The sequence below is a fragment of the Halomonas rhizosphaerae genome (genome assembly GCF_030012485.1).
Lineage (GTDB): Bacteria > Pseudomonadota > Gammaproteobacteria > Pseudomonadales > Halomonadaceae > Halomonas > Halomonas rhizosphaerae.
The window spans coordinates 98,895-113,761 of the sequence record NZ_JASCQQ010000026.1; the positions used below are offsets into that span (position 1 = coordinate 98,895).

Sequence of the window (14,867 nt, forward strand, 5' to 3'; positions counted from 1 at the left end):
ATCGCTGTCGATCAGGGCTGCGGACGCGGGTCGGGCCGGGGATCAGGGTGGTCCAGCACCGTGCGGGTCTGCTCGGCACGGAAGGCCTCCACCGCGGCCCGCACCCCGGCATCCTGCAGGCCCACGATCTGCGCGGCCATCAGCCCCGCATTGGTGGCGCCGGCCTTGCCGATGGCGAGCGTCCCCACGGCGATGCCGCCGGGCATCTGCACGATGGACAGCAGCGAGTCCAGGCCCTTGAGTGCCTTGGATTCCACCGGCACGCCGAGCACCGGCAGCGCCGTCTGGGAGGCCACCATGCCCGGCAGGTGGGCCGCCCCGCCGGCACCGGCGATGATCACCGAAAGGCCCCGCTCGGCCGCGCCCTTGGCGTAGTCGAAGAGCAGGTCAGGGGTGCGGTGGGCCGAGACCACCCGGGTCTCGCAGGGCACGCCCAGTCGCTCGAGCATCGTCACCGCATGCTCCATCACCGGCCAGTCGGACTTCGACCCCATGATCACGCCGACCTTCGGCGCCTGTGTATCGGACTGCATGGCCTGCTCCTCGGCGGCTGCCTCTGTGCGGGAAAGAGTGCGGAAAGGAAAGCCGAACATTCTAGCGCTGCGGGCCTGCACCGTCATCTTGACCAGTCGGACAGCCACTCCCCCTCCCCTGCTGTCGCCGCATCAAGACACCCGTTTGCATGCTGGATGCGATATTGGTTGCTAGCTTCAAGGTGAGGGGGCCGCAAGGACAAGCCCACCTGGAAACTCTCAAGGAGAATGATCATGAAGCGTTCACTGATTTTCACTTCGGTACTGGCCGGCTCACTGCTGCTTGTCGGCTGCGACTCCGACAGCGAACCGACCGACCAGGCCACGCAGCAGGAGCAGGAAGAGGCGGCCGAGCAAGAGCTCCAGCAGGCGGAAGAGTCGGCAGAGCAGACTGCCGACCAGGCTTCTGACGACACTGCCGAGGCCACCGGCGACGCCGAGACGGAAGGGGCTGCCGACGACGACACCCAGGCTGAAGCGGCCGCCGACGAGGAAACCGCCAGCGAGGAAACCGGCGAGGCCGAGGCTGACCCCGATGCGGACGCCGAGTCCGAGGCCGATGCGGACACCGAGTCCGAGGCCGATGCGGACACCGAGTCCGAGGCCGGTGCAGACGCCGAGTCCGAGGCCGATGCGGACGCCGAGTCCGAGGCCGGTGCAGACGCCGAGTCCGAGGCCGATGCAGACGCCGAGTCCGAGGCCGATGCGGACGCCGAGGCCGAGGCCGACGCCGAGACGTCCACCTCCCAGTAAGCCGACTGGCCGAAACGACTGGGCCCGCCCGGCATTCCCGGGCGGGCCCAGTGCGTCCTGCCATGCCCCTCAGCCGACCGAGGCCCTCGCCTCGCGGCGGCTGGCCAGCCAGTTGCCGGCCAGCCCCAGCACCATCACCGCCACCCCGGCCACTTCCACCATCAGGTTGGGGTAGAAGGCCGCGACGATCGCCGGCAGCAGCACCATGCGCACCGGCCAGGACATCCAGGTGAAGAGGAAACCTTCAAGGGCCGCGGCGAAGGCCCCCAGGGCCAGGAAGCCGATGAACGCGGTCCATACCAGCACCGGCAGCGACCCGCCCATGATGATCTCCGGGTTGTAGACCATGAACAGCGGGATCAGGTAGAGCCCCTTGGCGAACTTCCAGGCCTGGAAGCCGGTCTCCATGGGCTTGGCCCCGGCGATGGCCGCGCCGGCGAAGCCGGCCAGGGCGATGGGCGGCGTGACGTTGGAGTCCTGGGAGTACCAGAACACCACCAGGTGGGCGATCAGCAGCGGCACGCCGAACTCGGCGGTCAGCGCCGGCCCCACCAGCACGATCAGCACGATGTAGCTGGCGGTGACCGGCAGGCCCATGCCCAGCACCAGGCTGGCCAGCAGCACCATCACCAGCGCCAGCAGCAGGTTGCCGCCGGAGAAGGCCATCATCATGGAGGAGAACTTCAGCCCCAGCCCGGTCAGGCCCACCACGCCGACGATCACGCCGGCCACGGCACAGGCCATGGAGACGGCCACGGCATTGCGCGCGCCCAGTTCCAGGCCGCCGACCAGCTTGACCAGGCCGGCCTTCAGCGCCTCGCGCAGGGTCTCCCCGGTGACCCGCTGCCCCTCGCGGGGTGCGATGAACAGGAACCACACCGCGAAGCGCAGCACCGCCACGGCCAGCATGGTGAGGATGGCGTAGTAGCCCACCCGCATCGGCGACATGTTCATCACCAGCAGCCACACGAGCACCAGCAACGGCAGCAGGAAGTGCCAGCCGGCGCCCATCACGTCGCGCATCTGCGGCAACTCGGAGCGCGCCATGCCCTGCATGCCCTGCTTCAGGGCAATGATGTGCACGAAGAGGTAGACGGTGGCGAAGTACATGATCGCCGGCAGGATGCTGACCTTGACCACCTCGAGGTAGGGCATCCGGGTGTACTCGGCGATCAGGAAGGCCCCCGCGCCCATCAGCGGCGGCATGATCTGCCCGCCGGTGGAGGCGGCCGCCTCGATGCCGCCGGCCTGGTGGGGCTTGTAGCCCAGGCGCTTCATCAGCGGGATGGTGAAGGCCCCGGTGGTCACCACGTTGGCGATGGCGCTGCCGGAGATCGAGCCCATGCCCGCCGAGGCGATCACCGCCGCCTTCGCCGGGCCGCCGCGCTGACGCCCGGTGGCGGCATACGCCAGGTCGATGAAGAACTTGCCGGCGCCGGTGATCTCCAGGAAGGCCCCGAACAGCACGAAGATGAAGATGTAGGTGGCCGCCACGCCCATGGGCAGACCGAAGATGCCTTCCTGGCCCAGGTAGAGCTGGCCGACCAGGCGGTCCAGGTTGTAGCCGCGGTGCTCGAGGATGCCGGGCAGGAACTGGCCCAGCCACGGCAGCTCGCCACGTGGGCCGGCGAAGGCGTAGAGGATGGCGACCATCCCGATGATGGTCATGCCCAGGCCCACCGCCCGGCGCGCCGCCTCCAGCACGGTGATGGTGGCGATGCAGCCGACCACGATGTCGGTCTGGCTCCAGAAGCCGGCGCGGTTGATGATCTCGTCGAGGTAGAGCACCAGGTAGCCGCCGGTGATCAGCGCCCCGCCGAGGAAGACCGCGTCGACCAGTCCGCTGACGGGCCCGCGATCATGCTTCGGCCCCAGCAGCGGGAACATCAGGAAGGCCAGCATCATGATCAGCATCAGGTGGATGCTGCGCTGGTAGAAGAGGCCCAACGGCTGGATGCCGGCGGAGTAGAGCTGGAACAGTGACAGTCCCACCGCCACCAGGGTGATCAGCCACAGCACCGGGCGGGAATGGTTCGCCTGGCTGCCGGGAATGATGGGGGAGGTACCCGAATCGCTCATCGTGGTTCTCTCGCAGGGTTGTCGTTCAGTCGGGGGAGGCGGCGGGCAGGGTCAGGCGGATCGTCACCCGCCGGTTCTCGGCCAGGCCGCTCAGGCTGACCCGGGTGCCGTCGATCACCAGGCGGTGGTCGACGCGCAGGGCGCCCACCCGCAATCGGTAGGCGTTACCCGGTACCGGCTCGTCGATCGCCTCGATCCAGTAGCCGCCCTCGCCGTCGGAGACCTGGCGGCCGCGCCCGGGAATATGGTCCAGCCCCGCGGCGAAGTCGGGCAGGTGGCTACGCTCGAGCACCATGCGACCCTCCCGGTGACGATAGCAGTCCAGCACCGGGAATCCCTCGACCGAGTGGTTCCACTCCAGGCACCAGCCCTCCCCCTCGGGCATCGGCACGCTCACCAGGCGCTCGCCGTCGGCGTCCAGCACCTCCAGCCGAGCCTGGTCGACCGCGAACGCTGGGCTACCGGCCGCCAGGCCCGCACAAAGCAGCAGGGCGGGCAGCCTGGCCCGCCCTGCTTTCAGGCACGAATCACGCATCGCCTCAGGGACGCTGGTGATCCTGGATCTCGGCACCCACTTCCTCGTAGTAGCGCAGCGCGCCCGGATGGAAGGGAACCGGGGTCGACTCCGCGCTGAACTCCACGGTGGTATCGTTGGCCGCCGGGTGGATGGCGATCAGCTCGTCGGTGTACTCGAAGAGGACCTTGGTGATCTGGTAGGCCAGCTCCTCGTCCATCTCGCTGCTCACCGCCAGCACGTTGGGGATACCGATGCTCTGCACCGCCTCGTCCATGCCCTCGTAGAGGCCCGCTTTCAGCTTGTAGGCGGCGAACACGGGCTCGGCTTCCCTGGCCTTGTCGATCTCCTCCTCGGTCAGGCCGATCAGGCGGATGTCGCGGGTGGTGGCCAGGTTCATGATCGAGCTGGTGGGCGGCCCCACGCTCCAGAAGCCGGCGTCGATGTCGCCGTCGCGGATGGCGTCGGCGGTCTCGTTGAAGTTCAGGCGCCGCGGGTCGAAGTCGTCATAGGTGATGCCGTTGGCCTCGAGCAGGGCCTGGGCGTTGACCTCGGTGCCGCTGCCCGGCGCGCCCACGGAAACCGTCTTGCCCTCGAGGTCGGCGAGCGACTCGATGCCGGAATCGGCCAGGGTGACGATCTGGACGGCGTTGGGGTAGATGGAGGCCAGCGCGCGGATGTTCTCCAACTGGCGGCCCTCGAAGTCGCCGGTACCGTTGTGGGCCTGGTAGACGGTGTCGGCCAGCGCCAGGGCAAGGTCGGAGTCCCCCCGCCACACCAGCCCCATGTTCTCCACGGAGGCACCGGTCACCTCGGCCACGGCCTCGTAGCCCTCGATATGGTTGCCGATCAGCTCGGCCAGGCCACCCCCGTAGGGATAGTAGGTACCGCCGGTACCGCCGGTGGCGATGGAGAGCTGCTGGGCGGCAGCCAGGGGGGCCGTGGCCATCAGCGTGGCGGCGGCGGCGTACTTGAGAAATCGCATGGCAATCCTCCGATCCTGGGACCAGGTTTGTTGTGAATTGTAGCGGCGCCGGCATCTCATGGCGCCTCGCCTCACGCTAGCATGGTCGCTGCGTGAGAACCCAATGCCACTATTTCTACGTTCCCGGGGATTTTCGGCAATTCATCCAAGGTCGAACCCTGTCCTCATTCCTCGACCAGCGCCTTCACCTTGTCGACGATATGCGCCCCGATGGGGATCGCCGAGGTGGCCGCCGGCGACGGGGCGTTGCCCACGTTCACGGTGCGTGGCGTGTTGACGAACAGGAAGTCGTCCACCAGCTTGCCGTCGCGGGACACCGCCTGGGCCCGAACCCCGGCCGGATAGGGGCCCAGGTCCTCCAGCCCCAGGCTGGGGCAGTACTTGCGCACCAGCTCGAGATAGCCCCGCTTGTGCAGCGAGTTCTTCATCTCCGTGAGGCCCGGGCGCAGGTTGCGGCCCAGCACCTTGAGGATGCCCGGGTCGCTGAACATCCTCGCCATGTCACCGAGCGACACGTCACGCCGGCGGTAGCCCTCGCGCTTGAAGGCCAGCACCGCATTGGGGCCCACGGTGACGGAACCGTCGATCATTCGCGTCAAGTGCACGCCCAGGAAGGGCATGGAGGGATCCGGGATCGGGTAGATCAGGTGGTTGACGATGTCGTTGTGCGTCTCCGGCAGCCGATAGTACTCGCCGCGGAAGGGACAGATGGTGAAGCCGGGATCCTGGCCCAGCATGCGTACCACCCGATCGGCCATCAGCCCCGAGCAGGTCACGAGATAGCGCCCGGTGAACTCGCCGGCGCCGGTGGTCACCACCACCTCCTGGCGTCGTTCCTCCAGGGCGGTGACCTCGGCCATGTAGCGGATCTCGCCGCCCCTCCGCTCGAACTCGGCGGCCATGGCCCGGGTCACCGCGGCGTAGTCGACGATGCCGCTGGAGGGCACGAAGATGCCGCCGACCCCGGTGATATTGGGCTCGCGCTCGGCGAGTGCCTCGGGCCCCAGCCACTCGCGCTCCAGGCCGTTGGCCTCGGTGCGTTCCCACAGCGCCTGCATGCGCTGCATCTCCAGGTCGTTGGTGGCCACCAGCAGCTTCCCGCAGCTGTCGTAGGGGATGCCATGGACGTCGCAGAAGGCCTTGGTGGCCCGGTTGCCCTCCAGGCAGAAGCGCGCCTTGAGACTCCCGGGGGTGTAGTAGACGCCGGCGTGGATCACGCCGCTGTTGTGGCCGGTCTGGTGGCGCGCCGCCTCGCGCTCCTTCTCCACCACCAGCATGCGGCGATCCGGATAGGCCTGCTTGAGCTGCATGGCGGTGGACATGCCCAGGATGCCCCCGCCGATGATGATGAAATCGTACATGCCGTCCTCGCTCCTCCAATGAGACGGCCACGCCGTCGTCACGGCGTGGCCTCGTCAGTCTAACCCCTCGGTCGGGTTCCGGCGCCTCAGACCTGGCGCGGGTTGCGCAGGGTCTTGGCATGGGTGAAGTAGCCCCGCTGGCGCATCAGCTCGCGACGCAGCTCCGGATGTGCCTTGAAGCGGTCGCGGCCATGCAGCCAGAAGTGGTTGTTGATCAGCAGGAAGCTGCCCACCGGATTGGGCACCGAGAGGATCGCCGGGCTGTTCTCGAGCGACTCGGAGAGGTCGGTCAGCCAGTTGCCCTCCTCGAAGTCCTTGGGCTGCACGAACTGGTCGATGTAGGACATGATCGGCAGGCCGCTGGCGTCCACGTCGAAGACCGCATGGTAGACGTCCTTGGCGACGTTCTTGCTGGGCGGTGCGGTCCAGCGCATCGCCCGGCGCGCCAGCGGATGGTGGTAGAAGCGCTCCAGCCCCTCCCAGTCGTCCAGGTGCAGCAGCAGCGAGTTGCCGCCCTCCATGTGCTGCTCGTCGATCTTCATCATCAGCACGTAGTCGGTGTCCTGCTCGACGAAGGTGCCGTCGTTGTGCAGCTCCATCACCCGGTGGGGCTGGCGCAGGTAGCTGTCGGACTCGTCGACGTTGCGCACCACGAAGCGGGCATAGTACTGGCCGCTCATGGCGTCGTAGTTGGAGCGACCCATCAGGTGCGCCACGGCGGTGGCGAACTTGACCATCTCGTCGGCCTGCTCGACAGAGCCGAGCCCTTCGGGAACCACCTGGAAGCCACCGGTGGCGCGATCCACCAGGGTGTTGACCAGCACCGGCTGCAGGGTGTTGTCGCAGAGGTCATCGAGGATCCTCGCCACCCGGAAGCGCAGCATGGACTTGTACTCCAGGGCCTGCACCGGCCACTCGGCCACGGCCTCGAGGAAGGCCTCGACCACCTCGCGGCTGACGGTCAGCTGCAGCAGGCGCGGCGACTGGGCGGAAGGCGCCAGCGTGAAGCCGCGGATATCGGTGGGCAGGGGCATGGCGGTCTCGGGAAGTTGGGTCAGTACGGTCATGTCAGGGGCTCCATGGCATTACGTGGACACAATCTAAAAATATCTATATTTTTTATTTTTGTCAAAAATAAAGGACGGCCATTGGCCATCCTTTGCGCTCTGTGTTCGATGGCCGCCCCGGGCTCCCGGGGCGGCCGCCTGCAGGGCCGAGGGATCAGCGACCGGGATAGGGGTCCGCGCCGGCCAGCTCGCGCTTCATCATGGTATCGCTGTAGGCGACGCCATAGCGGTTACGCGACCAGGCATAGAGGACCAGGCCGATCGCCATCCAGCCGGCGAACATGAACCACTCGATGGTGGAGAGCGCCGAGGGGCTGCCCGGCAGGTACATGCCGATCAGCATCACCGACAGGATCACCGACAGGGCCCCCACGGTCTTGCCACGGCGGACCCGGAAGGGGCGCGCCATCTCCGGCTCGCGCCGGCGCAGCACCACGAAGGAGAGCGCGACGAAGAGGTAGGCGATGACGATGCCCAGGCCGCCGGCCACCACCAGCCAGACCAGCGCCTGGCGGCCGAAGAAGGGCGCGATGGAAGAGAGCACCCCCATCACCAGGATGGCGTTGGTCGGGGTGCGGTGCTTCGGGTGCAGCTTGGCCAGGAAGGCCGGCAGCATGCCGGAGTGCGCCAGCGCGTAGATGGCCCGCGAACCGCCGATGTAGAAGGCGTTCCAGCTGGTGATGATGCCCGCGATGCCGGCCAGGATCATCAGGTTACCGGCCCAGGGCGCATGGAAGGCTGCCTGCATGGCATCCGGCACCGCCAGGGAGCTGGCGCCCAGCGCCTCGGGATCGAGCATCAGCGCGGTCCCCAGGATGATGAAGGAGTACCAGAACACCGCCAGGATCACCGAGATCATCAACACCCGGCCGATCTCGCGGAACGGCAGGTTGATCTCCTCGGCGGCCTGCGGGATCACGTCGAAGCCGACGAACATGAAGGGCACCATGATGATCACCATCATGATGCCGCCCATCACGCCCTCCTCGACGCTGAACAGCGGCTGCATGGTCTCGGTGCTACCCTGGAAGAGGGCGCCGGTGATGAACAGGATGCCGACCGCCAGGATGAGCAGCGTCACCACCTTCTGGACCAGGGCGGCGGTGCGCACGCCGATGTAGTTGATCCACATCATCAGCACCGACCCGGCCACGCCGACGGCGACCCAGGTGGCCTTCACGTCCCAGCCGGCGATGTTCCACATCTGCCCCACGGCATAGTTCGGGAAGAGGTGCTCCACCACGGTGGGCAGCGCCACGGCCTCGAAGGCCACCACGCTCACGTAGCCCAGGGTGATGGCCCAGGTGCAGAGGAAGGAGGCGAAGTGCCCCATGGCCCGGTAGCTGTAGACGTGCTCGCCCCCGACCTGGGGCATCGCCGAGGCCAGCTCGGCGTAGGTCAGGCCCACCAGCACGATGATCAGTCCGCCGATCAGGAAGGCGGTGATCGCTCCCAGGCTGCCGGCCGACTGGATCCAGCTGCCGGTCAGCACGATCCAGCCCCAGCCGATCATGGCGCCGAAGGCCAGGGCCAGCACATCCTTTCGGGCTAGGACTCGCGTCAGGTGCGTCTCCGTGGACGTCTCGTTGTTCATGTCAGCCTCTTGGTCAGTTGTCGATTGTCATGATGTAAGATTTTTTCACGAAACATCGACAAAAATAGTAAACGAAGGACAAACGTTCAAGAAATATTGAACACCCGGCGACTAGACATTTGTCGCAGCCACCCCCATGCAAGTCGCGGAATCCCCCACAAGTCAGGGCGATGCCTCCCCTCGGGAGGCCTTGCAATATAAGGATATGCGTATCCAGAGGCTGCCACCCGCGCCACTTGCCGGCCATCGGCGGGGCCGCCCGGAAGTTCGATATTCTGCACACCCTGCCTCGGGCCGCAACCCCGCGACGGGCCCCCGTATCCCACCAAAGAATCAGCGAATCGATACTGGCAAAATCGCCGTATAGACCCCATAGTGTGGCTGTCGAAACCGCCCACTGGAGCATCATGAGCACGGCACGTCACACCGCCCACGCGGAACTCACCGACCCCCCGCGAAGCTGCCCTGACCTCGATGTCAGGGACCTGGAAAAGCGTACACGCCTCATGCGCATCATCACGCGACTGATCGCCGTGTCGGACCTCGGTAGCCGAGAGATCGCACGCCGCGCCGGTCTGCCGATGCAGAAGATCAGCGACCTCCTCTCGGGGAAGCTGGAGCACCTCTCCGTCGACGAGCTTCGCCTCGTCTACCGCACCATCGACCCGAGCGGCTCACCGCCCTGATCGCCCCTCCCGCGGGAGGCCGGCACGATGACGAACAGCGAACGCTCCGCCCTGCAGGCGGGGCGTTTTTTCTTGCCTGCCCGGAGAAAAATCCCTTACGCCTCAATGGCTTGCCGTAACATTACGCCAGGATTAAGAGCTTGCTAACGATCTCTTGATCGACATCAAGTGCCTAGACCTTGGTCGCAGGTAGCCTTCCGGTATCACCCCCTGACCCGTCGTGCGGAAATTCCGCCCCACCCAGGCCACCGGAGGCGCCATGGACCCCATTCGCCGCACCCTGCTCGGCCAGCTGGCCCGCCTCAGCGCGGGCGCCGCGATGGTGCCGCTCTCGAGCATCGCCAGCGCCGGCATCAACCAGCAGCCACCCCGTCGCGAAGGCGACCCCGGCAAGCGCTACGGCATGCTCATCGACCTGCGCCAGTGCATCGGCTGCCAGGCCTGCACCGTGTCGTGCCATATCGAGAACGCCGCCCCGCTGGGCAGCTTCCGCACCACCGTCTCCCAGTACGAGGTCGCGCACCAGGAGACCGGTGAGGTCGCCACCTTCATGCTGCCGCGCCTGTGCAACCACTGCGAGAACCCGCCCTGCGTGTCGGTGTGCCCGGTGGAGGCCACCTTCCAGCGCCAGGACGGCATCGTGGTGGTGGACAGCGACCGCTGCGTGGGCTGCGCCTACTGCGTCAACGCCTGCCCCTACGATGCCCGCTTCATCAACGAGCGCACCCAGACCGCCGACAAGTGCACCTTCTGCGCCCATCGCCTGGAAGCCGGCCTGCTGCCGGCCTGCGTGGAGAGCTGCGTGGGCGGCGCGCGGATCATCGGCGACATGCGCGACCCCGAGAGCCAGATCAGCCGCATGATCGCCGAGCATCGCGAGGCGCTGATGGTGCTGCAGCCAGAGAAGAACACCCTGCCCCAGGTCTTCTACCTCGGCATGGACGAGCGCTTCGTCACTCGCCCCGACGCCGAGCCGGTGGCCCTGGACGTCCTCGACCCCCACGGCAAGGAGATGGGCTATGAATTCCGCCATTGAGCTGCTCGCCCCGCGCTACGACATCGCCTGGTACCCCTGGGCGGTGCAGTACTTCTTCCTGATCGCCCTCTCCTGGGCCACCCTGTGGCTGGCCGCCCCGGCGCTGGTGTTCGGCAGGCAGCGCTGGCTGCCTACCGCACGCCTGGCGCTGCTCGCCTGCCTCACCACCACCCTGGTGGCCCCGGTGGCACTGCTCGCCGACCTGCACCAGCCGCTGCGCTTCTGGCACTTCTACGCCTATGCCAACAGCCACTCCTGGATGTCCATCGGCAGCCTGATCCTGCCCCTCTACGTGGTGGGCGTGATCGTGCTGGCCTGGCTCGCCTGGCGCCCGGCGCTGCAGGCCCATCGTCAGGTCCCCGGGCTCAGTGGCCTGGTCGCCCGCTGGCTGTCGCTGGGTGATGCCCCCACTCCGCGCGCCCTGCTGGTGCTGGTGGGTCTGGGTACCCTGGCCCTCTCCACCGGCATCATGCTCTACACCGGCGCCGAGGTGGCCATCGTCAAAGCCCGCCCGCTGTGGCACACCGTGTGGCTGCCGCCGATGTTCGTGGCCACCGGCTTCATCGCCGCCACCGGCCTGATCCTGGTGCTCAATCGTGTGGCCGGTGAGCGCAGCACGACGGTCAGCCGCCAGATGCTCAAGGTGCTGCTGGGGGCCTGCCTGTTCGCCGGCCTGATCGCCGGCAGCTGGTTCCTCGACGGCATCAACGCCAACGTCGGCTCCGTGGCCACGGCCATGGAGTCGGTGCGCGGCAGCGCCGAGTGGCGCAGCACCGCCCTGTGGGGTGGACTCACCGGCGTGGTCCTGTTCGGCGCCGTGCTCACCCTGCTCACCCGCCCCGCCTCACGCCGCCCGGCACTCCATGCCTGGGCCTGGGTGCTCGGCCTGGTGGCCCTGCACGTCGGCTGGATGTTCCGCTGGGTGGTGCTGATGGACGTGCAGACCGTGGCCCGCCACAGCGCCGGCTTCCACCACTACGGCATTCCCGCCGGCTCTTCCGGCATCCTCGGCATCGTCGGCACCTTCGGCCTGTGGCTCGCCGCCCTCCTGCTGATCGACCTCTTCGTGCCGTGGCGCCAGGCCCGCCAAGGCGGCAGTGCCGCCGACATCTCCCCCGCCGAACCGGCATCACATGACGTTGAAGGAGCGCCCAGCCATGGATAAGTCACGTCGTCGCTTCATCCAGGGCGCCGTCGCCGCCGGCGGCGCCGCCACCTTCGCCGCCGGCTACTCCGACCCGCTGCTCAAGATGGGCAAGGGCGTCACCGGCAGCGCCGGCGAGAAGCCCGAGCATCGCATCCATGGCAACTCCCTGGCGCCGGAGTACACCGTCGACCCCGAGAGCGGCGAGCTGACCCTCAACCCGGACCAGCGCGTGGCCTTCACCGTCTGCTACGGCTGCACCACCAAGTGCGGCGTGCGGGTGCGCGTCGACAACGACACCGACCAGGTGCTGCGTGTCTCCGGCAACCCCTACCACCCGCTCTCCGCCGACGAGCACCTGCCCATGCGCACCCCGGTGGTCGAGGCCCTGCGCGGGCTGAGCGCCCATGGCGACCAGGGCCAGCAGAACCGCTCCACCGCCTGTGCCCGCGGCAACGCCATGATGGCGCAGATCGACAGCCCCTTCCGCGTCACCCACTGCCTCAAGCGGGTGGGCGAGCGCGGCGGTCGCGAGTGGCAGAAGATCTCCTTCGAGCAGCTGATCGAGGAGATCTGCGAGGGGGGCGACCTGTTCGGCGAGGGCGACGTGGACGGCCTGCGCGCCATCCATGACCACGACACCCTGATCGACCCGGAGAACCCCGAGTTCGGCCCGAAGGCCAACCAGCTGATGGTGATGGAGGCCACCGACTACGGCCGCTCTGCGCTGCTCAAGCGGTTCACCATGAACGCCTTCGCCACCCGCAACTATGGCCATCACGGCTCCTACTGCGGCCTGGCCTATCGCATGGGCGCAGGCGCGGTGATGGATGACCTGGCCAAGAACGCCCATACAAAGCCGGACATCCAGAACGCCCGCTTCATCCTCTATGTGGGCACCGCCCCCAGCCAGGCCGGCAACCCCTTCAAGCGCCAGGGCCGCCTGATCGCCCAGGCGCGCGCCGCCGGCACCCTGGATTACGTGGTGGTCGACCCGGGCCTCAACGCCTCGGCCTCCCATGCCGCCGATCATAACCGCTGGGTGCCGATCCGCCCGGGCAGCGACAGCGCCCTGGCCATGGGCATGATCCAGTGGCTGCTCGACAACGAGGGCTATGCCAGGGATTTCCTGGCGCTGCCCGGTCAGCCCGCCGCCGAGGCCGCCGGTGAGGCGACCCACACCAACGCCACCCACCTGGTGATCGATACCGAGGGTCACCCGCGCCGCGGCCGTTTCCTGCGCGCCAGCGACCTGGGCCAGGCCGAGGCCGGCAGCGACGACGACCTCCCCATGGTGGTGGCCGACGACGGGCTGGTGGCGAGCGACGCGGTGATGGCCGCGGAGCTGTTCGTCGACCGCGAGGTGGAGCTCGCCGGTCTTGAGGAAGGGAGTGGCGAAAGCGTGCGCGTGAAGAGCAGCATGACCCTGCTGCGCGAGGCCGCCAACGAGTTTGAAATGGCGACCTACGCCGGGCACTGCGGGATCCCCGAGGCCACCATCGTCAAACTGGCAGAGCGCTTCGCCCGCCACGGCCGGCGCGCGGTGGCCAACTCCCACGGCGGCATGATGTCGGGCAACGGCTTCTACGCCGCCTTCGGCATGCAGATGCTCAACGTCCTGGCCGGCAACCACAACCGCAAGGGCGGCAGCGCCGTGGGCGGCGGCCAGTTCAACGGCGTGGGCGAAGGCCCCCGCTACGACCTGGCCAACTTCCCCGGCAAGCGCGGCCCACAGGGCGTGTTCCTCTCCCGCTCGCGCTTCCCCTACGAGAAGTCCTCCGAGTACCAGCGCAAGGTGGCCGCCGGCGAGAACCCCTACCCGGCCCGCGCTCCCTGGCGCTCGCTGGCGCCGCCCACCCTCACCGAGCACCTGCCCTCGGCGCTGGACGGCTACCCCTACCCGATCAAGGCGGTGATCGGCTGCATGGCCAACCCCATCTATGGACAGGCGGGCCTGGAGGCGCTGATTGCCGAGAAGATCAAGGACCCGAAGCGCCTGGGTCTGTTCGTGGCCGTCGACGGTTTCCTCAACGAGACCAACCGCTACGCCGACTACATCGTGCCGGACTCGGTGATGTACGAGGTGTGGGGCTTCACCGGCTCGTGGAAGGGCAGCCTGGGCAAGATGACCACCGCCTGCTGGCCGGTGGTGGAGCCGCGCCAGCAGAAGAGCGAAGAAGGGGAGCCGGTCTCCATGGACAGCTTCTTCATCGCCGTGGCCAAGCGCCTGGGCCTGGCCGGCTTCGGCGACGAGGCGATCCCCGACGCCGAGGGCAAGCTGCATCCGCTCCACCGCGCGGAGGACTTCTACCTGCGCGCCGCCGCCAATGTGGCCATGCAGGGTGAGCCACTGCCCGCCGCCGACGAGAGCGATATCGCCCACGCCGGCCTGGCGCCACTGATGCCGCGCATCGAGCGTACCCTGAAGCCCGAGGAGCACGGCCCGGTGGCCTACCTCTACGCCCGGGGCGGGCGCTTCGAGGACTTCAAGGACCACTTCAAGGGCGAGAACCTCACCAGCGCCTGGAAGCGCACCCTGTGCGTCTACAACGAGCAGGTCGGCACCAGCATCGACACCCGTAACGGCGAGCCCAACCGCGGCGTGCCCTTCCACGGCATGCCGAAGCTGGCCGACGGCCGCGCCATGCGCGAGGTGTTCACCGAGGAGGAGTGGCCGCTGCTGGCGTTCTCGTTCAAGTCGAACCTGATGAACTCCTACGCCATCGGCCTCGAGCGGCTGCGCATGATCAAGCCCTACAACCCGGTGATGATGCACCGCCAGGACGCCGAGCGCTTCGGCATCACTCACGGCGATACCATCCGCATCGAGAGCCCCGGCGGCAGCGTGGTGGCACTGGCGCTGGTCGGCGAGGGCGTGATGCCAGGAGCCCTGGGCATCGAGCACGGCTACGGCCACCGCGACCTGGGGGCCACCCCCCACGTGATCGACGGCGAGTCCCAGCCCGACCTCGAGTGGCTGCGCGCCGGCATCAACATCAACGACCTGGGCTTCAAGGACCCTACCCGCAGCGTGGACGGCACCTGGCTGGAGCCCATCAGCGGCGCCGCCGTGCGTCAGGGCCTGCCGATCCGCGTGACCCGGGTCGAGGCCTGA

Annotated in this window: 12 protein-coding genes; 5 read left to right on the plus strand and 7 right to left on the minus strand. The window is 67.8% G+C overall.

Translation table 11 applies throughout. The annotated features are described in order from the left end of the window. Positions 1-11: 11 nt before the first annotated feature. The gene (gene purE / locus QLQ86_RS10935) at positions 12-533 is read right to left on the minus strand and encodes a 5-(carboxyamino)imidazole ribonucleotide mutase (RefSeq protein ID WP_282816940.1); all 522 of its coding nucleotides are present in this window, start codon (positions 531-533) and stop codon (positions 12-14) included. Positions 534-767: 234 nt separating this feature from the next. Between purE and QLQ86_RS10940 the strand changes: the two genes are divergently transcribed. Continuing rightward, positions 768-1,286, plus strand: coding sequence for a hypothetical protein (locus tag QLQ86_RS10940; RefSeq protein ID WP_282816941.1), 519 nt, complete (start codon positions 768-770; stop codon positions 1,284-1,286). Between the two features lie 69 nt (positions 1,287-1,355). On the opposite strand, the gene QLQ86_RS10945 is transcribed toward QLQ86_RS10940, so the two are convergent. The 6 genes from QLQ86_RS10945 to QLQ86_RS10970 all read right to left on the minus strand — a co-directional run bounded on the left by QLQ86_RS10945 (position 1,356) and on the right by QLQ86_RS10970 (position 8,886). After that, entirely contained in the window at positions 1,356-3,365 is a 2,010-nt protein-coding gene (locus QLQ86_RS10945; RefSeq protein WP_282816942.1) for a TRAP transporter permease, read from the minus strand. Between the two features lie 25 nt (positions 3,366-3,390). Further along, entirely contained in the window at positions 3,391-3,900 is a 510-nt protein-coding gene (locus QLQ86_RS10950) for a DUF1850 domain-containing protein (protein ID WP_282735218.1), read from the minus strand. Positions 3,901-3,904: 4 nt separating this feature from the next. Continuing rightward, positions 3,905-4,864 carry a TAXI family TRAP transporter solute-binding subunit gene (locus QLQ86_RS10955; RefSeq protein ID WP_282816943.1) on the minus strand — a complete coding sequence of 320 codons (960 nt, stop codon included), beginning with the start codon at positions 4,862-4,864 and terminating at the stop codon, positions 3,905-3,907. Between the two features lie 164 nt (positions 4,865-5,028). Continuing rightward, complete coding sequence (gene lhgO, locus QLQ86_RS10960; protein ID WP_282816944.1) at positions 5,029-6,225, minus strand: L-2-hydroxyglutarate oxidase; 1,197 nt, start codon at positions 6,223-6,225, stop codon at positions 5,029-5,031. 86 nt (positions 6,226-6,311) lie between these two features. Continuing rightward, positions 6,312-7,292: a glutarate dioxygenase GlaH gene (glaH, locus tag QLQ86_RS10965; RefSeq protein WP_282816945.1), complete on the minus strand. Its 981-nt coding sequence runs from the start codon at positions 7,290-7,292 to the stop codon at positions 6,312-6,314. Positions 7,293-7,446: 154 nt separating this feature from the next. Continuing rightward, on the minus strand, positions 7,447-8,886 hold the full coding sequence (locus QLQ86_RS10970) for an APC family permease (RefSeq protein ID WP_282816946.1): 1,440 nt from the start codon (positions 8,884-8,886) through the stop codon (positions 7,447-7,449). Between the two features lie 407 nt (positions 8,887-9,293). Here QLQ86_RS10970 and QLQ86_RS10975 point away from each other — a divergent pair, with 407 nt between their 5' ends. The 4 genes from QLQ86_RS10975 to QLQ86_RS10990 all read left to right on the plus strand — a co-directional run bounded on the left by QLQ86_RS10975 (position 9,294) and on the right by QLQ86_RS10990 (position 14,867). After that, positions 9,294-9,572 (plus strand): XRE family transcriptional regulator, encoded by a 279-nt coding sequence (locus QLQ86_RS10975; protein ID WP_250060479.1) that lies wholly within the window; start codon positions 9,294-9,296, stop codon positions 9,570-9,572. Positions 9,573-9,831: 259 nt separating this feature from the next. Next, entirely contained in the window at positions 9,832-10,608 is a 777-nt protein-coding gene (dsrO, locus tag QLQ86_RS10980; RefSeq protein WP_282816947.1) for a sulfate reduction electron transfer complex DsrMKJOP subunit DsrO, read from the plus strand. Further along, positions 10,592-11,773 carry an NrfD/PsrC family molybdoenzyme membrane anchor subunit gene (gene nrfD, locus QLQ86_RS10985; RefSeq protein ID WP_282816948.1) on the plus strand — a complete coding sequence of 394 codons (1,182 nt, stop codon included), beginning with the start codon at positions 10,592-10,594 and terminating at the stop codon, positions 11,771-11,773. The genes dsrO and nrfD overlap by 17 nt, the downstream gene beginning before the upstream one ends. Then, the gene (locus tag QLQ86_RS10990; protein ID WP_282816949.1) at positions 11,766-14,867 is read left to right on the plus strand and encodes a molybdopterin dinucleotide binding domain-containing protein; all 3,102 of its coding nucleotides are present in this window, start codon (positions 11,766-11,768) and stop codon (positions 14,865-14,867) included. Before nrfD ends, QLQ86_RS10990 begins: the two co-directional genes overlap by 8 nt.

Excerpts from the sequence above, each read along its gene's own strand:
- nrfD (WP_282816948.1), top strand. The coding sequence starts at position 10,592 with ATGAATTCCGCCATTGAGCTGCTCGCCCCGCGCTACGACATCGCCTGG.
- QLQ86_RS10975 (WP_250060479.1), top strand. The coding sequence starts at position 9,294 with ATGAGCACGGCACGTCACACCGCCCACGCGGAACTCACCGACCCCCCG.
- QLQ86_RS10945 (WP_282816942.1), bottom strand. The coding sequence starts at position 3,365 with ATGAGCGATTCGGGTACCTCCCCCATCATTCCCGGCAGCCAGGCGAAC.
- QLQ86_RS10955 (WP_282816943.1), bottom strand. The coding sequence starts at position 4,864 with ATGCGATTTCTCAAGTACGCCGCCGCCGCCACGCTGATGGCCACGGCC.
- QLQ86_RS10940 (WP_282816941.1), top strand. The coding sequence starts at position 768 with ATGAAGCGTTCACTGATTTTCACTTCGGTACTGGCCGGCTCACTGCTG.
- lhgO (WP_282816944.1), bottom strand. The coding sequence starts at position 6,225 with ATGTACGATTTCATCATCATCGGCGGGGGCATCCTGGGCATGTCCACC.
- QLQ86_RS10970 (WP_282816946.1), bottom strand. The coding sequence starts at position 8,886 with ATGAACAACGAGACGTCCACGGAGACGCACCTGACGCGAGTCCTAGCC.
- QLQ86_RS10990 (WP_282816949.1), top strand. The coding sequence starts at position 11,766 with ATGGATAAGTCACGTCGTCGCTTCATCCAGGGCGCCGTCGCCGCCGGC.
- glaH (WP_282816945.1), bottom strand. The coding sequence starts at position 7,292 with ATGACCGTACTGACCCAACTTCCCGAGACCGCCATGCCCCTGCCCACC.
- QLQ86_RS10950 (WP_282735218.1), bottom strand. The coding sequence starts at position 3,900 with ATGCGTGATTCGTGCCTGAAAGCAGGGCGGGCCAGGCTGCCCGCCCTG.
- dsrO (WP_282816947.1), top strand. The coding sequence starts at position 9,832 with ATGGACCCCATTCGCCGCACCCTGCTCGGCCAGCTGGCCCGCCTCAGC.
- purE (WP_282816940.1), bottom strand. The coding sequence starts at position 533 with ATGCAGTCCGATACACAGGCGCCGAAGGTCGGCGTGATCATGGGGTCG.